Source organism: Thermoanaerobacterium calidifontis (assembly GCF_055381745.1).
The window spans coordinates 1,882,180-1,906,406 of record NZ_AP042436.1 but is presented as its reverse complement, the minus strand read 5'-3'; the positions used below and the strand labels follow the sequence as shown (position 1 = coordinate 1,906,406).

Here is a 24,227-nt window from a genome sequence, read left to right as displayed (position 1 = left end):
TGAATTAGTTGTTTCCTGATTGAAAATGCATATTTTTACCGAAACCTGTACCGTGTCCTTTGCCATATCCATTACCTGACATTCCATTTCTTCCAAAGCCTATTCCAAGTCCTGCACCACCATTGCCAGTACCATCACATGCATTTATTCTTTCTTTAAGTAGTGATTTTAGCTCTGTTGCCCTTTCTTCTGTAATTACACCATTTTTAACCATTTGGTCTATATAGTCGGTTTTTTGTTTTAACAAGGCATTTTTGAAGTCTTCTAATTTTACACCATTTTCAACTGCTATTTGTTCCAGTGTCTTACCGGAATTTAAAAGTTTCAATGTTTCGTCTGTAGACTTTCCTAAAAGATTTGCCATAAAATCTACCATTTGAGCTCTGCTATACCTTGGTGCAGTATATGATGTGTTTATTTGAGGCGAATTGTTATTTGCTGTCTCTGCATATGCAGCAATGCCTGTTAAAAGTAAACCTCCTACCATTATTGATGCTACTAATTTTTTGATGTTCATAAAAACATCTCCTTTCAAAATTTATTTATCTTACACTTTTATTCTACCCATTATATTTGATACATCTTTAATGAAATTGTGATGTTTTTGTGAAGATTTTTTGATAATATTGTAAATAGTTTTTAGAATATGTAAACTAAAATTGGAGGTGTTTTATGATGGAAAAAGTGTTGGTCATTGAAGACGAGGAGGGAATGAGGGATATTTTAAAAACTTACTTAGAGAAGAACAATTTCGATGCTTTATTTGCTGAAGATGGCATTACAGGAATAAATATATTTAAAAATAATTCATTTGATATAGTCTTGTTGGATGTAATGTTGCCAGATATGAGTGGTTGGAATGTTTTAAAGACAATAAGAGAATCATCTAAAATACCTGTAATGATGATAACTGCCCGCAGTGAAGAATACGATAGGCTTTTAGGATTTGAACTTGGCGCTGATGATTACGTAGTCAAACCATTTAGTCCGAGAGAAGTCATAGCAAGGATAAAAGCTATCTTATCGAGATCTAAATGGACTGAATCTGATAATCTAATATCTTTTTCGGGTATTACTATTGACACTGATTCAAGAGTTGTTAAAGTTGATGGAAAGAAAATAGATCTTACTCCAAAAGAATTTGATCTTTTAAATCTACTTGCACAAAACATGGGGAAGGCGTTAAGCCGTGAGAAATGCCTTAATATTGTTTGGGGATATGAATTTTTTGGCGATTTAAGGACAGTCGATACACATATAAAGCAGTTGAGAGAAAAACTTGGCGATAAAAGGGACATTATAAAAACAGTATGGGGTTATGGATATAAATTAGGTGGTGATTAAAGTGAGAGGCATAAGAAAAAAGCTTTTTATTACGTATCTGATTATAACAGGAATAATTTTTTTATTGTTTTACTTGTCTCAAGTTGTCTTTATAAGTAAGATATACACTTATTATAAGATTAATCAGTTGAAAAACTATAGCTTAGAAATTGCCAATGCGTTATCTAAAAATGATGACAAAACTGCTAATGAGCTTATGGAAGAATCCAATGCAAAAGTAATTGCAGTAGCTGATACAGGTAAATTGATTTTTGGAACACATGGGAACGGACAAGGCTATGGAATAGGGTTGCCAAAAACTTTCCTTAATACAAATGAAAAATTAAGTGTGGTGGAATTTACGCATCCATCAATTGGTGTAAAATCTCTTGCAGTTATAAGATCATTTTCATACAATAATCAAAACGCAAAACTGGTATTGACTATTCCACTATCGACTATTACTGATACTACCGTCATATTTAAAAGTGAATTTTTTTTGATGCTACTAATATGTATTGTTGTAATAATCATTATGTCAATTATCATGTCGAAAAGGCTGACAAAGCCAATTGATGATTTAAAAAATGCGGCGCAAAATATAGCCTCTGGGAATCTTGACGTGAAATTAGATGTAAAGACAAATGACGAATTAGAAGATCTTGCAATGTCGATGAATAGTATGGCAAAAAACCTCAGTACAGCAGAGAAATTTAAAAAAGATTTAATAGCAAATATTACACACGACCTTAAGACGCCTTTAGGACTTATAAAAGGATACTGTGAAATGTTATTAGATTTTTATGGTGATGATAAAGAAAAAAGGAATAGATATTTAAATGCTGCATTAAATGAAGTCGATCGAATGTCAAAAATGATAGACGATGTTTTATCATTATCAAAGCTTCAATCAGGTTTAGTTAAATTAAAAATAACGTCTTTTAATTTAAAAAATTTAGTTGATGATGTAATTTTAAGCTTTGAACCATTGTTACATGGTAAAAATATAAATATTGTCACGAAGAATCTTGATGTTATTGTAAATGGAGATGTTGAACTAATTAGAAGAGTTCTGATGAATCTCTTAAGCAATTCGATAAAAAGCATTGATGAAGCAGGTTTAATTACTATTTCTTCGATATTAGAGGATGATCATGCAAAAGTCATTGTATCAGACACGGGTAAAGGAATAGAGAGAGAAAAGATGCAAGATGTTTTTAAAAAATTTTACAAAGGTGATAATAAAGGTACAGGGTTGGGACTTGCGATAGTAAGAGAAATATTGGATTTGCATGGCAGTGAATATCATATAGAAAGCGAGATAAATAAAGGAACTTCATTTTATTTTACCTTAGAGAAAGAAAATACACGAAATTCAATCATATACTAACCCCCTATACAATGGGATGGGTATATGATATAATATTAAATGAATACAGTATACAAGGAGTGATTTTATGGATTCTATATTTTCTTGTGCAGTATGTCCTAACAAACCTTGCGCAAAAGGTGATGGAAATTTCCCAAAGAATTGTCCTACAGTTATAGAAAAAGATATTATTAATGAATCAATTGAAAAATATAACAACGATGATGATGTGAATAAGATTATTAAAATAGCCAATACGCTTCCTGTGGCTGAAAATGGCGAATTAAGGAGCAGAGCAGATGAAATAATCAATTTAATTGTGCAAATGGGTATAAAGAAGATTGGCGTTGCTTTTTGCTATTCACTTGAAAAAGAAGCAAAGAAATTTGTAAAGATGCTTGATAAATACGACATTACAGTTGTACCAGTGTGTTGCAAGGTAGGTTCAGTAGATGTAAAAGAAATTGGAATAGAGAAAAAGAGGGACAAATTCATTGCAACATGCAATCCAATCACACAAGCTGAAATAATGAATAAAGAAAATACAGAACTGAATGTGGTTGTTGGGCTTTGCGTTGGACATGATATATTATTTAACAAAAATTCTAAAGCATATGTTACAACTTTGGTCGCTAAGGATAGGAAGTACGGTCATTGTCCTGTAAAGGCATTTGAAGAATAGGAGAGGAGCTATCCATATATGAGGATAGCTTTTTTATTTTCTACTATAAATATTTGCAAAATTACTTTAATTTGATTTAAAATTATCTTAACAAGTTTCAATATAGCTTTTATTATTTCATGCAAAATGAGAAATTTTTAGGAGGAGTCAATCGATCATGACAAATTCAAAAAAAGAAGTTGTTGTATCAAATATTGTACTGATTGGCATGGTAAGTTTGCTAATTGATATGAGTACAGAAATGGTGTATCCGATAGTCCCTCTTTTCCTGACGGCAACACTTGGGGCTTCGCCAGCAATTGTAGGAATTATCGAAGGTATTGCTGAAAGCATAGCATCGATTTTAAAGGTCTTTAGCGGTTACATAGGTGATAAATACAAAAACAAGAAAGTGCTGACTTTTATAGGATATGCAGCTTCGGCTATCTATAAAATACTTCTTCTTTTAGCAGGATCATGGATAGGTGTTTTGATAGCGCGAATTATAGATCGCACAGGAAAAGGCATCCGTACTGCACCGCGGGATGCTCTTATTGCGCAGTCTAGTGAAAAGGATAAACTTGGCGGATCTTATGGACTCCATAAAATGCTTGATATGGCTGGATCATCTGTAGGTGCTTTTATTGCTTTTATCATAGTAACAATTGGGCTAAAGTATAGGGTAGCATTTATGTGGTCGATTATACCTGCTATTCTTGGCATTATGATTATTCCATTTATCAAAGAGGATAAAAGTAAGAAACAAAAAAGTGAAAAATTGACGTTCAAAAATTTAAATTTAAGCTTAAAATTAAAACTTTATCTGGCTGTCATATTTATTTTTAACCTTGGGAATTCATCAAATACTTTTCTACTTTTGAAAGCACAAAATTTGGGCTTTTCTTCTCCATATGTAATGCTTCTTTATCTCGTATTTAATGTTTCCACGTCACTACTTGCCATCCCTTCCGGAAAGTTGTCAGATAAATTTGGGAGGAGATTGATTTTGGTTTCTGGTTATGTTATTTATGGACTTGTCTATTTGGGGTTTGCAGTGCTTAGTTCAAAAACCGTGATTTTTCTTTTATTTATATTTTATGGAGCTTATACAGCATTTATAAGCGGTGCTGAGCGGGCATTTGTGGCCGAAGTTTCCCCTGATAAATATAAAGGTACAGTATTGGGTATCTATGGTATGATGCAAGGTATAGGATTATTGTTGGCATCTATTATAGCTGGAGCTATGTGGGTACATATAAGTCCAGATGCGCCATTTTGGTTTGGCGGTGTTCTTGGACTTACCTCTGCGGCTTTAATTGCAGTTATACTAAGTTTAAGTCGATTTCAGGGAAATAAAGAATCAGAGGTGTAAGAGAGGGTATTTTTCAAAAGATGTGTGAGACAAATTTATTTCCTTTAATAATAATTATACGAGGAGGATACATTTGTGTGAAATGAAAAAAATAAAGTTCATTGATGTAGGTTTTAAGGATCATGATGATGTAATATTGAAAGATATATCAATGGAAATTTCTTTAGGTTATATATATACAATAATAGGGCCGTCTGGCGCTGGCAAGTCTACTTTTATAAAATTAATAAATAGGCTTATCGATCCAACTGAAGGGAAAATATTGATAAATGAGAGAGACATAAAGGATTACGACGTAATAGAACTTAGGCGAAAGATTGGGATGGTTTTTCAGCAGCCATATCTTTTTGAAGGAACTGTTGAGGACAATATTAAATACGGACCTATGCTTAAAGGAAAGAAAAATATTGATGTTGAATATTACTTGAGTATAGTTGGGCTTGATAAAAATTATAGAAAAAGAAAAGTTGATGACTTATCTGGTGGTGAAGCACAGAGAGTTTCAATAGCAAGAACACTTGCAAATGAGCCTACAGTATTACTGTTAGATGAACCTACGTCTGCACTTGATCCAGCATCTACACAAGTGATTGAGGATCTTGTCATGGAGTTAAAAAACAAATTAAATCTTACAATTATTTGGATTACGCACAACATGGAACAAGCGAAGCGTGTTGGAGACTTTACCATTTTCATTAACAATGGTAAACTGATTGAATATGGAAATACGAAAGATTTTTTCTCAAATCCCAAAAATGATGTGACAAGGCTTTTTATTAATGGAAAATTGACAAAGGAGGGGGATTAAATGAGCGTTTTGTCGCTTATATTGTCATCAAGTCTCGTATTAGTATCAATTTTCATTTCATATTATCAGAAACTTGGGGTTGAAAAAGAAGTTATTATTGGTTCTATAAGAGCAATTGTACAACTGACGATTGTTGGATATATTCTTCATTATATTTTTAGAGCAAATAATATATTTTTTACACTTGCAATGGTTATTTTAATGACTATTGTGGCGGGAAACAATGCAGCCAAAAGGGGAAAGGGAATACCATATGTGTTTTATTTTATAACGATATCTATTGCATTTGGTGCTGCTATAACACTTACAGCACTTATATTATTTGGTAGCATCCATTTTAGACCGCAGGAAGTGATTCCTGTATCTGGGATGATAATAGGAAATGCAATGGTTTCATCAGGCTTGACAGTGTCAAGGCTTAAAGACGAGGTAAAAAACAGAAGACACGAAATTGAAACGTACCTTGCTTTGGGAGCCAATTCAAGACAAGCATCACAAAAAATATTAAAAATAGCTATTAAAACAGGAATGATGCCTACGATAGACAGCATGAAAATACTTGGAATTGTGCAGTTACCAGGCATGATGACAGGCCTTATTCTTGGTGGCGTCGATCCTGTAAATGCAGTAAAATACCAAATGATGGTTACATTTATGATGACGTCTACTACAGCAATAGCGTGTTTTACAGTTGCACTTTTATCATATACCCAATTTTTTACAAAAAACTATCAATTGATATAAAATATATCTATATTTAACTTTTAACGTGCTCATAGTACATAAAATTAAGCTATCCTATATAAGGATAGTATTATTTTTTTAAAACGTAAAAAAATATTTACAAAGTATTCACAAATTCTTAAAAAATGTTATTTATAATATAATCATGAAAAGAAAAAATTGTAAGGAGGTTGGTATAAATGGAATTCAACAATGGTTTTGAAAATTACAGGCTTCCTGAGGTCAATCCAAAAAATGATAAGAAAAGTTTAGGCAAGATGGTTAAAAGATATAGAAGAAAAATGTTTATGTCATTTGTAGCTGTAGCACTTGTTGCTGCATTGGCTGGTGGTGCTTTAGGAGCTGGAATTGTTAAATACGTTGATACAGGCAATACTCAAGTTGTGAATAGGTATTTACCGCTTTCATCTGACAACAACAATTTTAACTTGATTACAAACATTGTAAAGGCTGTAAGCCCATCTGTTGTCGGTATAGATACATATATTAATGGTTATGGGGCTTATGGATACGGTGGCAATTCTTACGTTGAGGAAGGAAGCGGCTCTGGAATAATCATAGATTCGGAAGGTCACATTGTCACAAATGATCATGTTGTGGAAGGCGCATCAAAGATAACCGTAAACTTGTCTGACGGAAGGAAATTTCCTGCACAATTGGTAGGTAAAGATTCAAGGACAGATCTTGCGGTTTTAAAGATAAATGCTACAAATTTGACACCTGCAAAATTAGGAGATTCATCAAAGCTTGAAGTAGGAGAATTAGCAGTAGCTATAGGAAATCCATTGGGTGACAGCTTTGCTGGAACTGCGACAGCAGGTATCATAAGCGGTTTAAATCGAAATTTGCAAAGTGATTATGGTCCGGTAAATCTTATCCAGACAGATGCTGCGATAAATCCAGGAAACAGTGGAGGACCTCTTGTAAATAGCATCGGTGAAGTGATAGGAATAACAAGCATAAAGCTTACATCAACTGGCGGTTCAAGTTCTGGGGATCCTTTTGGACTATTTCAAAGCCAAAGTGTGCCGCTTGAAGGAATGGGTTTTGCGATACCTATAAACGAGGCAAAACCTATAATTGAAGAGCTTATTCAAAAGGGATATATTGAAAGACCTGTTATAGGTGTAAGTGTGCAACAAATAACGCAGCAGCAAGCAAATCAATACAATATACCGGTAGGACTTTATATTGCACAAGTGCAGCAAGGAAGCGGTGCTGATGCTGCAGGCCTTCAAGCAGGTGATATAATAACCGCTGTAGATGGAAATAATGTAACCACATTTAATCAACTTGAAAATATTTTAAATAAACACAATGTTGGTGATGTGATAAGCGTGACAATTTGGAGAAACGGTCAAACACTTACAGTTAATGTGAAACTTTCAGGCTCAAATGGGCAATAATAGAATTATTTTATTAAAAGATCATTAAAAATCGCTACAGTCATTGATAATGGTAAAAATGAGAACTATAATGTATGTAAACAAATTTATAAAAAGGAGATAATATTATGAAAAAGAAAGGACTAAAAATTGCGATTGTAGCTTTAGTGGTTGGCACAATGCTATTGACTTACAGCTTAATGGCTTTTGCATCGTCCGGTTCTGGGTACGAAACATACAAAAATGCTGTAGTTTCAACTTTGCTGGCTAAAAATTCAACTATTGATGCGCAATTTACAGTTACAGATAATGGTAATACAGTTTTAACAGGAACTACCACTAAAAAAATTGACAATGGCAATTTTTCTACTAAAACAAGTCTAAATATTATGGGCTTAACTAACGACTTTGAAAGCAGTTATGATAACGGCAACTTGATAACAGAAGTTAATGGAAAGTACTACAGCATGAGTGGAAAGAGATTTGACAAGATGGAGAATTTGACAAGCTCCAGTAGTACTGTTAAATTAGCGGAAGTTTTGGCAGATACTCTGGTTGGCAATGTAAAAAATGATTTCATTGAGAATGGACAGACAATCAGTGTAAATTTACAAGGATCACAAATTCCAGAACTTGCTAAATTAGCTATTTCAGCTATGGCAGAGAATATGGATAGAATTAAAAATCACAGCAGTGCAGAAATATCAAACAATGGTATGGCAAGCATGAAAAACATAATGAACCTGATTCCGACCCTTAGCAACATCGATGTTAAATCAATAGGATTGACAGCTACTGTTGATGGCAATTTATTAAAAAGCAACGAATTTAACATTGCAATTTCAGGCACCGATACCAGTGGCAATGTGCACAATATAAATTTGACAGTAGATGCAAACATCAGCAATGTAGGCAATACAAAAATTGATACGATTGATACTACTGGAAAGCAAGTAATTACTGTAAATAATGCTGGAAGATTTCATGGTATACACTAAATAATTTATAAAAGAGTGGCCTGTTGTGCCACTTTTTTATTTTGGAGGGAATGCGATGGTTTTGAAAGTTGATAACTTAACGAAAAGATATCACAATGGGAGAGGAATCAATTCGATTTCTTTTAGTGTTGACGATGGGGATATTTTCGGATTGCTTGGTCCAAATGGTTCTGGCAAGACAACCACAATGAAAATTATAGTAGGCCTTATGAAACCTGATAGTGGAAGCGTAGAGATCTTTTCAAATAAAATAGATGATATTCAGGAGAAGTATCTGAGGGATGTAGGGTGTTTAATTGAAGCACCAGCATTGTACGATTTTTTGAGTGCCAGGAAAAATTTAGAAATCGCTGCATCTTACTATGATGACATTGATGATTATAGAATTGAAGAGATGCTGAACATCACCGGATTGGTAAAATTTCAAAATGAAAAAGTAAAAGAGTTTTCGCTTGGAATGAAGCAAAGGTTAGGGTTGGCTTTGGCGCTTATATCGAACCCAAAGCTTGTCATACTTGATGAACCAGCCAATGGATTAGATATAGAAGGAATGGTATCCATAAGAAAAATTATAATGAATGAAAATAGAGAAAAAGGAACTACATTTTTAATATCAAGCCATTTAGCACATGAATTAGAAATTATGTGCAATAAGATCGCTGTCATGAAGGAAGGTCGTTTATTAAGCGTTGCTACAATGGAAGAAGCATTAAAAAAAGGAAGTCTTGAAGCGTATTTTATGGAAACCATAAATAAAACGGATGGAGGATTGCAATGATAAAGATAAAAAAAGATTTGCTTAATGAGTTGATAAAGATTCTGTACAGAAAAAAATATTTGCTTTTACTTATGTTTATATTTTTTATGTCTATTGCATTTGCGTTGATTGGTAAATTTGTAAATGGACTAATAGGCCTTTATATATCGAATTTTCCAATGACAGTTTTATCTGTATTAGTTACTTTTATTTTGCCGTTGATCGTCTTTATGGTTACTGCTGATGTGTTTACATCAGAGCAAGAAAATGGCACTATAAAAGCGATCCTGACAAGACCCGTAAGCCGTATCAGAATATACATTTCAAAATTTATGGCGATATTAATATACTCATGTATGATATTGCTTTTGGGATTTATCTCAAGCCTTGCATGTGGAATAATTTTAAACTCTTTCATGTCAATTAGTATAGGTTCTACTATAGTAGCATATATATTGTCAGTTTTTCCATTGATTCCAATAATATTTTTTGCTATTACAATTTCACAGATATCGAGAAGTACATCTGGCACGGTGATGATTTCTGTATTAACTTATATTACCATCTATGTAGTAATTGTTATTTTCCCTAAAACATATCCTTTATCATTTACATCGTATACAAGTTAGTATCTACTATTTATTGGCTCAGTAATACCAGTCTTTAATGTGTTAAATATCATTGTATTATTTTTAGCATATAGCTTAATATTTTTTGCCATAAGTTTTTGGCTTTTCGATAAGAGACAATATTGAATTCATATAAAGCTTAGTATATTATTGGCCTTTATTGTTTTAAATGATATACTTTAATAGGAATAGTTTAATTTTTGGAAAGGGTGTACACTATGATTTATATCTACAACAAAATCACAGATCCTTATTTCAATTTAGCAGCAGAAGAATATGTGCTAAAGCAATTTAGCGATGAATGTTTTATGCTTTGGAGAAATAGGCCAAGCATAATAATAGGAAAAAATCAGAATGCTTTGGCGGAGATTAACCTTGATTATGTTAAAGAGTACAATATACCGGTTGTGAGAAGGCTGTCTGGAGGTGGAGCAGTGTTTCACGATTTAGGCAATGTTAACTTCACCTTTATTGTAAACGATGATTTGAATGGATTTAATGATTTTAGAAGATTTACACAGCCTATTATTGATGTACTGCGAAAGCTATCTTTAAATGCTGAATTTTCTGGCAGAAATGATATAACAATCGATGGCAAGAAAATTTCAGGTAATGCGCAGTATTATTATAAAAATAGGATACTTCATCATGGAACACTGCTGGTGTCGTCAAATATGGCAGATTTATCAGCAGCATTAAAGGTACGGCCTATAAAATTTGAAGACAAAGGTGTGAAATCTGTATCTAAAAGAGTGACGAATATAAACGAACATTTGGAAAAGCCTATAGATATAGAAGAATTTATTAACCTTATAATGGATGATATAAGGTTAACTACAGGTGGAAGTGGGCTTTATGAATTCACAGACGAAGATATAAGAAATATAGAAAAACTTAAAAATGAAAAGTATAGCACTTGGGAATGGAATTTTGGCATGTCTCCAGATTACAATTTAAAAAATGAAAAGAAATTCTCGGGTGGCACAGTAGAAGTGGATTTGAACGTGTCTGATGGAATAATAAAAGACATAAAGATATACGGAGATTTTTTTGGGAAAAAGGATGTAAAAGATGTAGAGGAAATGCTAAAAGGTGTAAAGCATTCTGAGAATGATGTGAAAGATGTGTTATCATCAATAGATATTGGAGAATATTTTTCAAACATAACATTAGAGAATTTGCTTGAGGTCATGTTTTAATCAAAATTATGTTCAAAATATTGAATTATTGCCTAAATAGTACTAAAATATGGTTAGAGTGAGTTGTCAAATAATTAACCTGTTTAATGATTTTAATTCAAGCAATAATAATTTAGTGAATAGTGATTAAAATTGGAGGTGTACCTTATGGAGTTAGAAGTTAAGGTACCTGTTTTGTCTGATACTATTAATGAGGGCAAAATAACTAAATGGTATATTAGCGAAGGGCAATTTGTTAAAAAAGGAACTTCTTTATGCGATATATCGGTTGGTAAAATGAATTTTGAAGTGTATTCAGAATATGATGGCATAATTTCTAAGATTATTTTTCCTGCCGGTAGTACAGTAAAATCAGGAGATGTCATTTCGTTGATATCAGAATCTGAAGAAGTTTCTCAAAAGTCAATTTCAGGTGATGCAGATACATTTTATAGTGAAGTAAATGATTATGATTTGGCTGTCATAGGTGGCGGCCCTGGAGGTTATGTGGCTGCTATAAAAGCTGCAAAAAAAGGTGCAAAAGTGGCACTTTTCGAAAAAGATAAAGTGGGCGGTACTTGTCTTAATAGAGGCTGTATACCCACAAAAGCTTACGCAAGAGTTGCAGAAGTTTATGACATTATAAAAAGGGCAGATGAATTTGGCCTTAGTGTAGATGTAAAATCTTTTGATTACAAAAAAGTGGTTGAAAGAAAGGATAGTATAGTAAACGAGCTTGTATCTGGCATAAAAGCATTGCTTAAAGCCAATGGTGTTGATTTGTATTCTGAAGAAGCAAAAATAGACAAAGATAAAAACATATTATTTGGAGAAAATAAGATAAAGGCGAAAAACATAATAATAGCAACTGGTTCTAATCCGCAAGAATTGCCTATTGAAGGCATTAAATCAAAGAACGTCATAAATAGCAACGACATTTTGGAGATTACATCATTGCCTGACAGCATGTGCATAATAGGTGGTGGTGTAATTGGCATGGAGTTTGCCTTTATAATGAACCAATTTGGAGTAAAAGTATCTATCGTTGAGATGATGCCAAGACTTCTTCCTCAACTTGATAAAGAAGTAAGCAATTTAATAAAGTCTGAGGCGCAGAAGCGTGGTATGAAGATTTACACATCTTCTAAGGTCGAAAAGATTTTAGAAGAAGAAAACGGTGGAAGCATTGTAACGATAGAAAAAGATGGTGGGACAAAATGTATATATGCTGACAAAGTGTTTATTTCCATTGGAAGAAAACTAAATACAGATGTAGGGCCAATTTCAGAACTTTTAGAATTCGATGGAAAAGCTATAAAAGTCGACGAATACTTAAGGACGAATATTGATAATGTATACGCCATTGGCGATGTTACAAACAAAATGATGCTGGCACATGTGGCATCAGCGCAAGGAGAAGCAGCAGTTGACAATATTTTTGGAGGCAATGTTGCTCTCGATTATATGAAAATACCTGCTGCTGTATTTACAGAGCCGGAGATAGGTTATTTCGGCTATACGGAGGAAGAGGCTAAGAGCAAATTTGGAAATGTAAAAGTGGGTAAATTTTACTTTGCAGCTAATGGCAGAGCAAAAACGTACGGTGAAACAAAAGGTTTTGCCAAGATCATATCTTCCGAAGATGGAGATGTCTTGGGAGCATGGGTTGTGGGAAGCGATGCATCTGAAATTGCTCAGATATTATCTACTTCATGTCAAAGTGGTGCAAAGGCAGATGATCTTAAGAAAGCCATATACACTCATCCTACCAGAAGTGAGACTATAATGGAGGCAGTAAAAGACATTTTTAAAGAATCGATACATAAAGTGTAAATAGCGATCAAAGCTTATATAAAAGCTTTGAAATAAATAAGGAGGTAATTAAAATGGCAGTGGAAACTTTTAAGGCGGTTTCTAAAAAATTGCCGGAAGGATTGGCAGTGGAAAGCGAAGTAAGAGGCTTTAAGATGGTTTTAGACGAGCCGAAAGAAATGGGCGGTACAAATAAAGGAATGAATCCTGTAGAGGCATTGCTTTGTGCTTTGGGCTCTTGCCAAACCATTGTAGCATCAGCTTTTGCAAAGGCAAAAGGCATAAATCTTCAAGACTTCTGGGTAGAACTAGAAGGCGATATTGATTTGGATGGCTTCATGGGAAAATCCGACGTAAGACCAGGCTTCCAAGAGATAAGATTTAAGATGCACATTAAGACAGATGCTTCAAAAGAAAAAGCAGAGGAGTTTGCAAAGTTTATTGAAAAAACATGCCCAGTAGGTGATTCTATAGCGAATCCTGTAAAGTTAGTTTTGTCAGACGTTGTTGTAGAATAATATTATAAAAGCCGGTGTCATTAGACACTGGCTTTTACTATTGGATTTCTTGCTGCTTTTACTTCATCAAGCCTTCTTACAGGCGTATTGTGAGGTGCTGTCTTTAATATTTCTGGGTTTTCTTCTGCTTCTTTAGCGATTGATTTCATCGCATCTATGAACTCATCTAAAGTCTCTTTGCTTTCGGTCTCAGTCGGTTCAATCATTAGTGCGCTGTCAACTATGAGAGGGAAGTAGATAGTAGGAGGATGGAATCCATAATCTATCAATCTTTTTGCCACATCGAGCGTTGTTATGCCAGTTTCTTTATTCTTGAGGCCACTTAAGACAAATTCGTGTTTGCATATTGTATCATATGGAAGATCATAGTGGCTTTTAAGCTTTTCTTTAAGATAGTTTGCATTTAAAACAGCCATTTCACTGGCAAACTTAAGTCCTTCAGCACCCATAGTCAATATATATGCGTACGCTTTGACAAGTACGTTGAAATTGCCGTAAAAACTCCTTACTCTTCCTATTGTATGCGGTAAATCATACTTAAAATAATATTTATCATTGTTTTTTTCAACTACAGGTACAGGCAGAAAATCTACAAGATTGCCTTTAACTCCCACTGGTCCGCTTCCAGGCCCGCCTCCACCGTGTGGTGTGGCAAAAGTCTTATGGAGATTTATGTGGACCACGTCAAATCCCATGTCACCTGGTCTTGTTATACCCATGTTGGCATTCATGTTTGCTCCGTCATAGTACAGAAGGCCTCCAGCATCATGAACTAGCTTAGCTATTTCTATGATGTTTTTTTCAAAAAGGCCGAGAGTATTTGGATTTGTAAGCATTAACCCTGCCACATCATCGTTAAGCATTGATTTTAATGAATCTATGTCTATAAGGCCATCATGCCCGGATTTTACTTCTACAACTTCAAAACCGGCTGTCGCGGCGCTGGCTGGATTTGTGCCGTGGGCAGAATCAGGTACTAAGATTTTTTTTCTTTTGTATTCACCGATGCTTTCGAAGTATGATTTAATTATCATCATTCCAGTAAGCTCTCCATGAGCTCCTGCAGCAGGCTGAAGCGTTATCCCATCCATGCCTGTTATTTCTTTTAGCATTTCTTGCAAATTGTACATAAGCTTTAAAGCGCCTTGTACAGTGCTTTCACTTTGCAGTGGATGTATATCAGTAAATGCTTCAAAGCTGGCAATATCTTCATTTACTTTTGGATTGTACTTCATAGTGCAAGACCCTAATGGATAAAATCCCTCGTCGACGCTGTAGTTTTTATATGACAAATTTGTATAATGCCTTACAAGCTCTACCTCGCTGACTTCAGGAAGGATTAACTCTGTATGCCTTAAAAGTTCGTCTGGAATGGATTCTTCTAATTCAAAATCGTCTACATCTAATGGTGGAAGGCTGTACGCTGTATGGCCTGGTTTTGATACTTCAAATATAAGTTTATCGTAGCTCATCACTTGCACCTCCCATGACATTCACAAGCTTATCAATTTCTTCTTTAGTCCTTTTTTCAGTGACGCAGATAAGCATTGAATTTTTGTACTTTTTATACTCTTTTTCAAGGTTATAACCGCCAATTATGCCATTTGACAAAAGAAGTTCATTTAAGTCATCCACGTTGTTTTCACAATTAATTGCAAACTCCATGAAAAATGGCTTTTCAAATAGAGGCTTAAACTTTCCAGTTTTTAGTAGCTTATTATATGCATAATGAGCCTTTTTGTAGCACTGTGAAGCAACCTCTTTGATGCCATGTTTTCCAAGTGTTGCCATATACACGGCGGCAGTCAATGCGTTCAGTGAGTGATTTGTGCAAATATTTGATGTGGCTTTTTCTCTCCTTATGTGCTGTTCTCTTGCTTGCAGCGTCAATACAAACCCTCTTTTTCCATCTACATCATTTGTTTCGCCTATAATCCTACCTGGCAATTTTCTCATTAATTTTTGCGTAGTTGCAAAAAATCCCAGGTGAGGACCGCCGAAGTTAAGACTATTTCCAAGTGGTTGACCATCACCAACCGCTATATCAGCACCTATTTCGCCAGGAGTTTTTAATATAGACAATGATATAGGTTCAACGTACATGATGAGAAGTGAACCGTTTTTATGAACAAGTTTTTCTATATCATCAAAATCTTCTATTATGCCGAAGAAATTCGGATTTTGTGCTATGAATGCTGCCGTATTGCTGTCAATAGAAGATTTTAAAAGATCTACATCTATCGTGCCTTCTTTATCATCTATCTCAACAATTTCTATATCGCTAAATCTCATGTATGTACGAAGTACTTTTTTTGCCTCAGGATTAACTGACGATGATACAAGCACTTTTTTTCTGTTTGTAACAACGGAGGCCATTTTTGCAGCCTCGCTTAAAGCTGTAGCACCATCGTACATAGATGCGTTTGAAACATCCATACCAGTCAAGTTGCATATCATCGTCTGATACTCATATATGGCTTGCAATGTACCTTGACTTATCTCAGGTTGGTACGGCGTATAAGCTGTATAAAATTCAGGCTTTGATACTATGTGCTTTACAACAGATGGTATAAAATGATCGTATACGCCTGCACCTAAGAAACAAATAAGATCATCTGTCGTCTTAATATCTTTAGCCAATTCTTTCATGCTTTTTATAAGCTCTGCCTCTGACATAGGACCTTCCACATTAAGCTTCTGCTTTAACCTTATATCCTCTGGAATGTCCACGAATAAATCTTCGATTGATTTTACATTCACAGATTTAAGCATTTCGCTTTGTTGGGCATTGGATGTTGGGATGTATTTGTGCACTATACCCACTCCTTTTAGAAAAATTTTGATTAATTGCAAAAATCGCTGTATTCTTCCGGTGACATAAGCTGGTCTAATTCACCATTGTCATTTATTTCAATGCAAATCATCCAGTTTTCGTATGGATCGCTGTTTAAAAGTGATGGATCGTCTGCGACGGCTTGGTTTACTTCAACTACTTTGCCGCTTATAGGGCAGTAGACATCAGATGCTGCTTTTACTGATTCAACAGTGCCTAATGTATCTCCTGCATTTAATACTGTATCAATTTCAGGAAGTTCTGCGTAGACTATGTCGCCTAATGAATGCTGAGCAAAATCAGTTATTCCAACGTATGCCTTGTCGCCTTCAACTTTTACCCATTCGTGATTTTTTGAGTAATAAAGACCTTCTAAAATTTTCATAAAAATAACCTCCTATTTTTTGTAATTTTTCTTGTAAAAATTTTTGCTTGTCACAAAAGCCTTATATGGCTTGTTGCGTATTATTATGTTTATTTCATTGCCAATAGTGGTAAATTGACTATTTATTAACGCCATACCTATGTTTTTCTTTAGCGTAGGCGATAGATATCCGGTTGTCACATATCCGATCTTTTCGCCTTCTGCATAAACATCATAACCATGGCGCGGTATAGCATTATCTGCCATTTCAAATCCCACTATTTTCCTTTTAAGTCCTTCTTCTTTTTGATTTAAAAGAGCTTCTTTTCCTAAAAACGATTTATCAAGTTTAACAAATGAACCTAATCCAGCTTCTAATGGTGTTATGTCATCAGAAAGTTCATTGCCGTATAGTGGAAGTCCTGCTTCAAATCTCAGCGTATCTCTGGCCCCTAAGCCGGCGGGCTTTATGCCAAGATTTTCTCCGACAGATAAGATTTTTTCCCACATCAATGCTACATATTCGTTTTTTAAAAATATTTCGAAGCCGTCTTCGCCAGTGTAGCCAGACCTTGAAACAAGGCAATTTATCCCGTCTAAGTCCATGTAATCAAAATGGTAGTATTTTAAACTGTCTAAATCGTAATTTGTAATTTTCTCAAGTATTTCCTGCGATTTTGGCCCTTGCAAAGCAAGCTCTGAGATCTCTCCTGATTCATCTTTTATTTCCACATCAAAGTCATTTTTGTTTTCCCATAGCCATTTGTAATCCTTATCTATATTGCTGGCATTTACTACTAACATGTATTTTTCATAAGAAAATTTGTACACTAATAAATCGTCTACTGTTGTGCCATTAGAATAGCACATAGGAGAATACATTGCTTGGTTTGCACCAATTTTTGTGATGTCATTTGTAACCATGTAGTTTATGAATTTTTCAGAGTCACGACCTTCTACAATTATTTCACCCATGTGTGATACATCGAAAAGACCTGCGTTCTTTCTGACTGCTTCGTGTTCTTTAAGTATGCTTTCGTACTGTACAGGCATTTCAAATCCTGCAAAATCTATCATCTTTGCGCCGTACTTTTTATGGATGTCGTAAAGTGGAGTTCTTTTTAAGCTGTCCAATCAGTTCATCCCTTCCTAATTAAATTTGTCAACAAAAAAGGAATATGAAGACAAGTGTCATCATATTCCTCTGTATCATGACCTGAGAGTTTCTACCAAAAGGTATTGCCCCATCGGTGCCATACGGCTTTCCAGAGTCCCATCAAATAGCGATTAATTTGCCTGAGAGATTTTATGAAGCCGTGACCCACTTCATATTGCTCCTTCGGCCACCTTAAAAGGTGTCTCTCGCCATCCTCATCTGGATTTTATTAAACTCGCGCTACTATAATTATAGTGCAGTAAATTTATTAATTCAATATAATATAATGGAAATAAAATTGATTTACAAAAGATAAAACAAATGATATAATGTTCTAATAAAGAACAAAATTATTTTTCAAGTCCTAACAACCAATTAGGGCTGACTTTAAGTATTTCGGATAAAGCAAGTAATTCAAAATCGGTAACGATGCGTTTTTGTTGCTCAATTTTAGAGATACTTGCTCTGTCTATGTATACAGCTATTGTTTCTAATTTTGCAGATAATTGTTGTTGAGTCAATTTATTTTTTAATCTTATGGTTTTTAAGCGAGGACCAATAATATTTCGGTTATCATTGTCAAGTATTAGTTTCATATTAACCACCTTCGTGCTTAATTAGAACATTTTTAGTTTAACTCAAATTTTATAAATATATGTTCTAATAAAGCACACAATTACTTTAAAAGGAGAATGAAAATGGATAAGATTACTGAATCTGAAGATATAATATGCATTTTAATAAATCAGCAACGTAGCATTTGTTATAGCAATGTTGATAAAACTATTGCCGAAGAACATTTATCTGAATTACATATATTTGATTATCTTCCTTTTGATAATACTATTAGTTATGAAATTAAATATTATAAAGTGACTGTTTATAAATTTAATTTGGACAAAACAATGTACTATTTAGCCTTTATTAGATTACAAGACAATTTATATAAATATGCATATAGAGATTATTTAACAGGATTGTATAACAGAAATTATTGGGAGCAATTAAAAATAAAAATATCGGAAGCAAATTTACATAAACGATTTTATTTAATCATCATTGATATTGATAATCTTAAGTTTATTAATGACAATAAGGGACACTTAGAAGGAGATAAAGTTATAAAGATCGTTGGACAGTCTATTAAGGAAAGTATACGAAAAGATGATATTGCAATAAGGTACGGAGGTGATGAGTTCTTTATATTGATTTCAAGTAATAAAATGTATGTAGCACAAATGGTAATAAATAGAATCAGAAAAAGCATCAACAAAAGATGCAAAACTGGGGATATTCGTATTGAAATAAGTGCGGGAACAGCATATTATAATTCTGTTTGCAATCTGGAAAATGTGATAATCATGGCAGATAAAAATATGTATAAGGAGAAAAATAGGAAAAAATCAAGTAGAATATTTTAAACCGCTCTGGAGTTAGCAGGGCGGTTTTTCTTGTTTTTAGAGTAGAAATAAAATTTAATACAGATTATATTATAGCTTTTACTTGCTTTATTAATTAGATTTAAAATACTCCAGTATTCCATTAAATACTGCTAATGCAATTTTGCTTCTGTAGTCTATGTCTCTTAAATGTGCATCATCTAATCTGCTGTTTTCTATGGCAGGTACAATTGTCACAATAGGTATTTCAAAAAATTCATCTTTGTATTTTTTTGCATGTATTCCCAAATTGTTCAATGGAGATTTTCGCTCTAAAGCTTTATTGAGGATTTCAGCAAGCCTTATGGATTTGTCATTTTGTTCGTCGTAGTATATCTTAAATCCGCTTTCATCTTTTAAAGATGCTTCGGTTGCAAAACTTATTGCAATATCGTATTCTACATCATCATTTATGGCAAATGAGTCGCTGTAATTGCTTCCTATTATATGTGGCTTTGCATATAGCAAATTAAGCAATTCACTTGTCTTTTTTGCGATATCCTTCATTGGCACTTGAGGTAAAAGATTTGTAGGGCTTTTAGTAGTTTTTTTATGTACAGGATTTAGTGCGATTTTTTTGTCTGATAAAATCTTTTTAAGTGGTGTTCTGTCAACGTAGAAATCCATCTTAGCGGGTACTCCATTTGACACTTTAATGTCGCTATCTGATTCCATGGACAGTTTGATCGTGGCATCTACATTTTTTTCATTGCACTTCAATATGACCTTATCGACGATGCCGTCATCAACTGTATATGTTCCGTCTGGCATATTTATTGAAGCATCTTTAAATACAATTATATAATCACCATCCGATTTTTCTACGCTGTATTCCGGAATATCTGTATAAAAGTCAAAGCCTATTAAACTTTTATTTTCCTTTATACAGTTATTTGCGGCTTTTGTATCAAGCCTGATGTTTGTCAATATACTTTTCAAATAAAAGACCTCCTTCTTTCTTATATTGTTGACATAAATTTGATACATTTGTGATATAATTATTTATGTACAACCTTAATATATCACAACATCAAGAAAATGGAAATAAGTTTTATTGGGGGTTATATTAATTGCCATACGGGAAAATTCCTATAAGGACCCATGTTATAACAAAAGATGACGATATAGCTGATGTGGTATCAAGATACACAAAAGATATTGCAGAAGAAGGGGATTTGATAGCCATTGCAGAAAGCGTTGTGGCTATTACCCAGGGAAGGGCATATATGCCTGATGAGATAAAAGTGGGATTTTTGGCTAAAATCTTATGCAGGTTTACGGGGAGAAATGGGAGCCTAACTTCGCCACAAGCCATGCAGTGTGCCATAAATGAGGTTGGTTGGCTTAGGATTTTTGTGGCTGCACTTGTAAGTGCAATAGGCAAAATATTTAAGAAAAGAGGACTTTTTTTCAAGATAGCAGGGAGAAAAGTTGCGCTTATAGATGACGTGGCAGGAACCATGGCACCTTATCACAAGTACATAGTATTAGGTCCTGCTGAACCTGACTTGGTATGCGATATGATAAAAGAGAAAACAGGCATCGATACTGTTATAATCGATGCAAATGATTTGCACTGTGCTGATTGCATCGGTGCATCCAAAGGTGTTTCAAAATCATACGTTGAGAGGCTTTTTTTAGACAATCCGTCAGGAAATTCAGAACAGCAGACGCCTATTGTCGTCATTAAATCGTATAAAGAGCAAACTGCAGAAATCTCTGATGATTTAAGATGTGAAAAAGAATTTCATGAGATTTTGCAGAATCAATAATATGATATAGAATTACTGTAGCGAATTTTGCGTTGCATGATTTTGCTATGGTTTTTTTATTTTGCAAAAGTGTGATTTTATGCGATAAATGAAGATTGCAAGACAAAATAAGCTATAAGCTTCATAAGAAGAAGATTGTATAGCTTTAATTAGGGATAATAAGGCTAAATTGAAGTTTAACTATGCAGCAGAATAATGCTATACTGGAGAAAAATGTATGAGGTGATTATTATGCCTTTATGAAGTATTTTCACTTCTCCAAAGTGTTTACTATAGAATATTATTATAGAGGGAGGTGTGAAACCTGTTTAATACAGGTTTGGTGCTTTGAAAACTGATGATATATTTAGAATTACAGAAGACCAATTGTTTAAAGAGCTAAACACATCCATAAAGGGCATTTCAAAAGAAGAAGCCAGCAAAAGATTGGAAAAGTATGGCTATAATGAAATAAAAGAAGTCAAAAAGACATCCATGTTTTCAAGGTTTATAGCAAATTTTACGCATTTATTGGCGATACTCCTCTGGATAGCCAGCATACTTTCATTTATAGGTGGAATGCCACAGCTTGGGTGGGCGATAATACTTGTAATAATCGTAAATGCTTTGTTTAGCTTCTGGCAGGAGTTTAAGGCAGAACAAGCTACAGAAAGCCTTAAGAAGATGCTGCCATCGTATGTGAAAGTCATAAGGGATGGACAACAAGAACAAATATTAGCTCGTGAATTAGTACCAGGAGATCTTATATACCTTGAAGAAGGCGACCATGTGCCTGCTGATGCAAGACTTATCGAAGCTTTTGAGATGAGGACTATTAATGCTGCGTTGACAGGAGAATCAGAACCTGTCAGAAGAACGTCTGATGTTGTCTTAGACGATGATGTATCGCTTATACAAGCGCCAAATCTTGTCTTTATGGGTACAAATGTCGCATCTGGCTCTGGAACGGCAGTTGTCTATGCTACAGGTATGGATACCCAATTTGGCAAGATAGCTTCATTGACACAAACAATAAGCGTAGAGCAAAGCCCACTGCAAAAGCAGCTTACGAGAGTTGCAAAAGTGATAGCGTATTTGTCTCTTGTGATGGGAGTATTCTTCTTCCTTTTAGGTCTTTTGATGGGAAGGTCATTAGTTGATACATTTATGTTTGCAATAGGTATAATCACAGCAAATGTGCCTGAGGGATTATTGCCTACTGTAACATTAGCCCTTGCAATGGGCGTACAGCGAATGGCGAAAAGACATGCTTTAGTGAAGAAGCTTTCCAGCGTTGAGACATTAGGCGGTGCAACGGTCATTTGCACAGACAAGACAGGGACACTGACGCAAAACGAGATGACTGTAAGGGAAATCTGGACTAAAGTGGCATATTACAATGTAAGTGGTGTTGGATATGAACCAAAAGGTGATTTTTACGTTGGCGACGAAAAGGTAGATGTCAAAAACCTGCCTAATGAACTTTCATTGTTATTAAAAATAGGTTTACTTTGTAACAACAGCCGGTTAGTCAGACCTACGAATGAAAATCCGTCTTGGGGTATAATAGGCGATCCTACAGAAGGTTCATTGGTGGTACTGGCGGAGAAGGCAGGATTTATATTAGAAGAAATGTTGAGAGAGTACCCGAGAATATCTCAACTGCCGTTTGACTCAAGGCGGAAAAGGATGACTTCCGTACATAAGTATGGAAAAGAATTTTACGCGTTTACTAAGGGTGCACCAAAAGAAACCATTTCAGTATGCAATTACATTTTAAGCGATGACGGCATCAAAAAATTGGAGCAGTCGGATATAGACGACATAGTTAGGCAAAATGACAAATTTGCTGAATCAGGTCTTAGAGTGCTTGCAATGGCATACAAGAAAATAGATAATGAGATTAAAGATTATAGCATTGAAAATGTGGAAAACGACTTGATTTTTGTAGGCTTAGTGGCAATGATGGATCCGCCAAGGCCTGAAGTCGAATTGGCTGTCAAACATGCACACAAAGCAGGTATAAAGATCATCATGATAACAGGTGACTATGGATTGACGGCTGAATCGATCGCAAGAAGAATAGGCATAGTAAAAGGACCAAGACCAAGGGTAATAACAGGCAATGAATTGGACAAGATGTCTGACGAGGATCTGAAAAAAGAACTGAAAAATAATGAGATAATATTTGCAAGAGTTGCACCTGAGCACAAGATGAAAGTCGTGGCTGCATTGAAAGATATGGGTGAAGTGGTGGCTGTTACAGGTGATGGCGTCAATGATTCACCTGCATTGAAGAAAGCCGATATAGGGATAGCAATGGGCAAATCAGGAACGGATGTGGCAAGGGAAGTGGCTACGATGGTTCTGACAGATGATAATTTTGCCAGCATCGTAAATGCCATCGAAGAAGGCAGGGCAGTCTACGACAATGTGCGGAAGTTTATAACGTACATCTTTGCACACTTGACGCCAGAGGCAATACCTTATATCTTGTTTTCACTGTTTAATATTCCTGTGCCGATAACGGTAATGCAGATATTGGCTATAGATTTAGGTACTGAAACGTTGCCGGCTCTTGCTCTTGGCGTGGAGCCACCTGAACCCGGCGTCATGGACAGGCCACCAAGATCGCCAAAAGAAAAACTTCTAAATCTATCGCTATTTTTAAGAGGCTACGTGTTATTGGGCATAATAAGCTCAATAGCTGTTTTATCTGGATATTTCTGGGTTTTGTATAGCGGTGGATGGCATTGGGGAATGACGCTTCCTCTGTCTGACCCATTGGCAAGAAAGGCTGCTACAATGAGCTTTTTGGGGATAGTCATTATGCAGGTAGCAAACGTATTTGCATGTCGCACAGAGGTTGCTTCAATGTTCAGTGTAAGTTTCTTCAAAAATAGATTGCTAAACATCGGTGTAGTTTTTGAGCTGGTTTTAACTGCGCTGCTTATATACGTTCCGTTTTTGCAGAAGATATTTGACACGTATCCGGTGCCATTTAAGAATTGGTTGTTTTATGTGGCTTTTATGCCTATACTCATAGGCGCTGAAGAGATAAGGAAATATTTATTGCGGAGGAAAATCGCATCAAACCAAAAGGAGGTGAAAGGCTCTATTTGAGCCTGAT

The 24,227-nt window shown here is 34.8% G+C and carries 23 protein-coding genes and 2 riboswitches; of the genes, 16 read left to right on the top strand and 7 right to left on the bottom strand.

Features of this window, described 5'->3' with window-relative positions; genetic code table 11:
* Positions 1 to 4 precede the first annotated feature (4 nt).
* Complete coding sequence (locus ACZ42G_RS09925; protein ID WP_464850309.1) at positions 5 to 517, bottom strand: alkyl sulfatase-like hydrolase; 513 nt, start codon at positions 515 to 517, stop codon at positions 5 to 7.
* A gap of 158 nt (positions 518 to 675) precedes the next feature.
* Here ACZ42G_RS09925 and ACZ42G_RS09920 point away from each other — a divergent pair, with 158 nt between their 5' ends.
* The 13 genes from ACZ42G_RS09920 to ACZ42G_RS09860 all read left to right on the top strand — a co-directional run bounded on the left by ACZ42G_RS09920 (position 676) and on the right by ACZ42G_RS09860 (position 13,554).
* Positions 676 to 1,344 carry a response regulator transcription factor gene (locus tag ACZ42G_RS09920; protein ID WP_464852157.1) on the top strand — a complete coding sequence of 223 codons (669 nt, stop codon included), beginning with the start codon at positions 676 to 678 and terminating at the stop codon, positions 1,342 to 1,344.
* Position 1,345: 1 nt separating this feature from the next.
* Positions 1,346 to 2,713: a HAMP domain-containing sensor histidine kinase gene (locus ACZ42G_RS09915; protein ID WP_464850307.1), complete on the top strand. Its 1,368-nt coding sequence runs from the start codon at positions 1,346 to 1,348 to the stop codon at positions 2,711 to 2,713.
* A 67-nt stretch (positions 2,714 to 2,780) separates the two neighbouring features.
* Positions 2,781 to 3,374, top strand: coding sequence for a DUF1847 domain-containing protein (locus ACZ42G_RS09910; RefSeq protein ID WP_464850305.1), 594 nt, complete (start codon positions 2,781 to 2,783; stop codon positions 3,372 to 3,374).
* Positions 3,375 to 3,531: 157 nt separating this feature from the next.
* The gene (locus ACZ42G_RS09905) at positions 3,532 to 4,725 is read left to right on the top strand and encodes an MFS transporter (protein WP_464850303.1); all 1,194 of its coding nucleotides are present in this window, start codon (positions 3,532 to 3,534) and stop codon (positions 4,723 to 4,725) included.
* 82 nt (positions 4,726 to 4,807) lie between these two features.
* Positions 4,808 to 5,533 (top strand): ABC transporter ATP-binding protein, encoded by a 726-nt coding sequence (locus tag ACZ42G_RS09900; RefSeq protein WP_274894065.1) that lies wholly within the window; start codon positions 4,808 to 4,810, stop codon positions 5,531 to 5,533.
* Positions 5,534 to 6,277, top strand: a complete 744-nt coding sequence (locus tag ACZ42G_RS09895) for an ABC transporter permease (RefSeq protein WP_274893068.1) — start codon at positions 5,534 to 5,536, stop codon at positions 6,275 to 6,277.
* Positions 6,278 to 6,456: 179 nt separating this feature from the next.
* A complete protein-coding gene (locus ACZ42G_RS09890; protein ID WP_274893067.1) occupies positions 6,457 to 7,683 on the top strand; it encodes a S1C family serine protease in 1,227 nt (408 codons plus the stop codon).
* A 107-nt stretch (positions 7,684 to 7,790) separates the two neighbouring features.
* A complete protein-coding gene (locus tag ACZ42G_RS09885; protein WP_464850300.1) occupies positions 7,791 to 8,660 on the top strand; it encodes a hypothetical protein in 870 nt (289 codons plus the stop codon).
* Between the two features lie 55 nt (positions 8,661 to 8,715).
* Positions 8,716 to 9,438, top strand: a complete 723-nt coding sequence (locus tag ACZ42G_RS09880; protein ID WP_085113498.1) for an ABC transporter ATP-binding protein — start codon at positions 8,716 to 8,718, stop codon at positions 9,436 to 9,438.
* Entirely contained in the window at positions 9,435 to 10,046 is a 612-nt protein-coding gene (locus ACZ42G_RS09875; protein WP_464850298.1) for an ABC transporter permease, read from the top strand. Before ACZ42G_RS09880 ends, ACZ42G_RS09875 begins: the two co-directional genes overlap by 4 nt.
* A gap of 218 nt (positions 10,047 to 10,264) precedes the next feature.
* A complete protein-coding gene (locus ACZ42G_RS09870; RefSeq protein WP_014759186.1) occupies positions 10,265 to 11,245 on the top strand; it encodes a lipoate--protein ligase in 981 nt (326 codons plus the stop codon).
* A 147-nt stretch (positions 11,246 to 11,392) separates the two neighbouring features.
* The gene (gene lpdA, locus ACZ42G_RS09865) at positions 11,393 to 13,057 is read left to right on the top strand and encodes a dihydrolipoyl dehydrogenase (protein WP_464850296.1); all 1,665 of its coding nucleotides are present in this window, start codon (positions 11,393 to 11,395) and stop codon (positions 13,055 to 13,057) included.
* A 53-nt stretch (positions 13,058 to 13,110) separates the two neighbouring features.
* A complete protein-coding gene (locus ACZ42G_RS09860; RefSeq protein WP_085113502.1) occupies positions 13,111 to 13,554 on the top strand; it encodes an OsmC family protein in 444 nt (147 codons plus the stop codon).
* A gap of 20 nt (positions 13,555 to 13,574) precedes the next feature.
* On the opposite strand, the gene gcvPB is transcribed toward ACZ42G_RS09860, so the two are convergent.
* The 5 genes from gcvPB to ACZ42G_RS09835 all read right to left on the bottom strand — a co-directional run bounded on the left by gcvPB (position 13,575) and on the right by ACZ42G_RS09835 (position 18,503).
* Positions 13,575 to 15,026 carry an aminomethyl-transferring glycine dehydrogenase subunit GcvPB gene (gcvPB, locus tag ACZ42G_RS09855; RefSeq protein ID WP_464850294.1) on the bottom strand — a complete coding sequence of 484 codons (1,452 nt, stop codon included), beginning with the start codon at positions 15,024 to 15,026 and terminating at the stop codon, positions 13,575 to 13,577.
* A complete protein-coding gene (gcvPA, locus tag ACZ42G_RS09850; protein ID WP_464850293.1) occupies positions 15,013 to 16,368 on the bottom strand; it encodes an aminomethyl-transferring glycine dehydrogenase subunit GcvPA in 1,356 nt (451 codons plus the stop codon). The genes gcvPB and gcvPA overlap by 14 nt, the downstream gene beginning before the upstream one ends.
* Before the next feature lie 29 nt (positions 16,369 to 16,397).
* Entirely contained in the window at positions 16,398 to 16,772 is a 375-nt protein-coding gene (gene gcvH, locus ACZ42G_RS09845) for a glycine cleavage system protein GcvH (protein ID WP_464850292.1), read from the bottom strand.
* Positions 16,773 to 16,784: 12 nt separating this feature from the next.
* Positions 16,785 to 17,885, bottom strand: a complete 1,101-nt coding sequence (gene gcvT, locus ACZ42G_RS09840; RefSeq protein ID WP_464850291.1) for a glycine cleavage system aminomethyltransferase GcvT — start codon at positions 17,883 to 17,885, stop codon at positions 16,785 to 16,787.
* A gap of 68 nt (positions 17,886 to 17,953) precedes the next feature.
* Positions 17,954 to 18,022, bottom strand: a riboswitch (glycine riboswitch).
* A gap of 3 nt (positions 18,023 to 18,025) precedes the next feature.
* A riboswitch (glycine riboswitch) is annotated at positions 18,026 to 18,126 on the bottom strand.
* A gap of 131 nt (positions 18,127 to 18,257) precedes the next feature.
* Positions 18,258 to 18,503, bottom strand: coding sequence for a helix-turn-helix domain-containing protein (locus tag ACZ42G_RS09835; RefSeq protein ID WP_045410528.1), 246 nt, complete (start codon positions 18,501 to 18,503; stop codon positions 18,258 to 18,260).
* Between the two features lie 102 nt (positions 18,504 to 18,605).
* Between ACZ42G_RS09835 and ACZ42G_RS09830 the strand changes: the two genes are divergently transcribed.
* On the top strand, positions 18,606 to 19,328 hold the full coding sequence (locus tag ACZ42G_RS09830; RefSeq protein ID WP_464850290.1) for a GGDEF domain-containing protein: 723 nt from the start codon (positions 18,606 to 18,608) through the stop codon (positions 19,326 to 19,328).
* A gap of 90 nt (positions 19,329 to 19,418) precedes the next feature.
* Here ACZ42G_RS09830 and ACZ42G_RS09825 read toward each other — a convergent pair whose 3' ends face one another.
* On the bottom strand, positions 19,419 to 20,285 hold the full coding sequence (locus ACZ42G_RS09825; RefSeq protein WP_464850289.1) for an N-acetylmuramoyl-L-alanine amidase: 867 nt from the start codon (positions 20,283 to 20,285) through the stop codon (positions 19,419 to 19,421).
* Between the two features lie 131 nt (positions 20,286 to 20,416).
* On the opposite strand from ACZ42G_RS09825, the gene ACZ42G_RS09820 reads away from it, so the two are divergent.
* Both ACZ42G_RS09820 and ACZ42G_RS09815 read left to right on the top strand, forming a co-directional pair.
* On the top strand, positions 20,417 to 21,118 hold the full coding sequence (locus tag ACZ42G_RS09820; RefSeq protein WP_464850288.1) for a coenzyme F420-0:L-glutamate ligase: 702 nt from the start codon (positions 20,417 to 20,419) through the stop codon (positions 21,116 to 21,118).
* A gap of 327 nt (positions 21,119 to 21,445) precedes the next feature.
* Complete coding sequence (locus tag ACZ42G_RS09815; protein ID WP_464850286.1) at positions 21,446 to 24,220, top strand: cation-translocating P-type ATPase; 2,775 nt, start codon at positions 21,446 to 21,448, stop codon at positions 24,218 to 24,220.
* Positions 24,221 to 24,227: the final 7 nt, after the last annotated feature.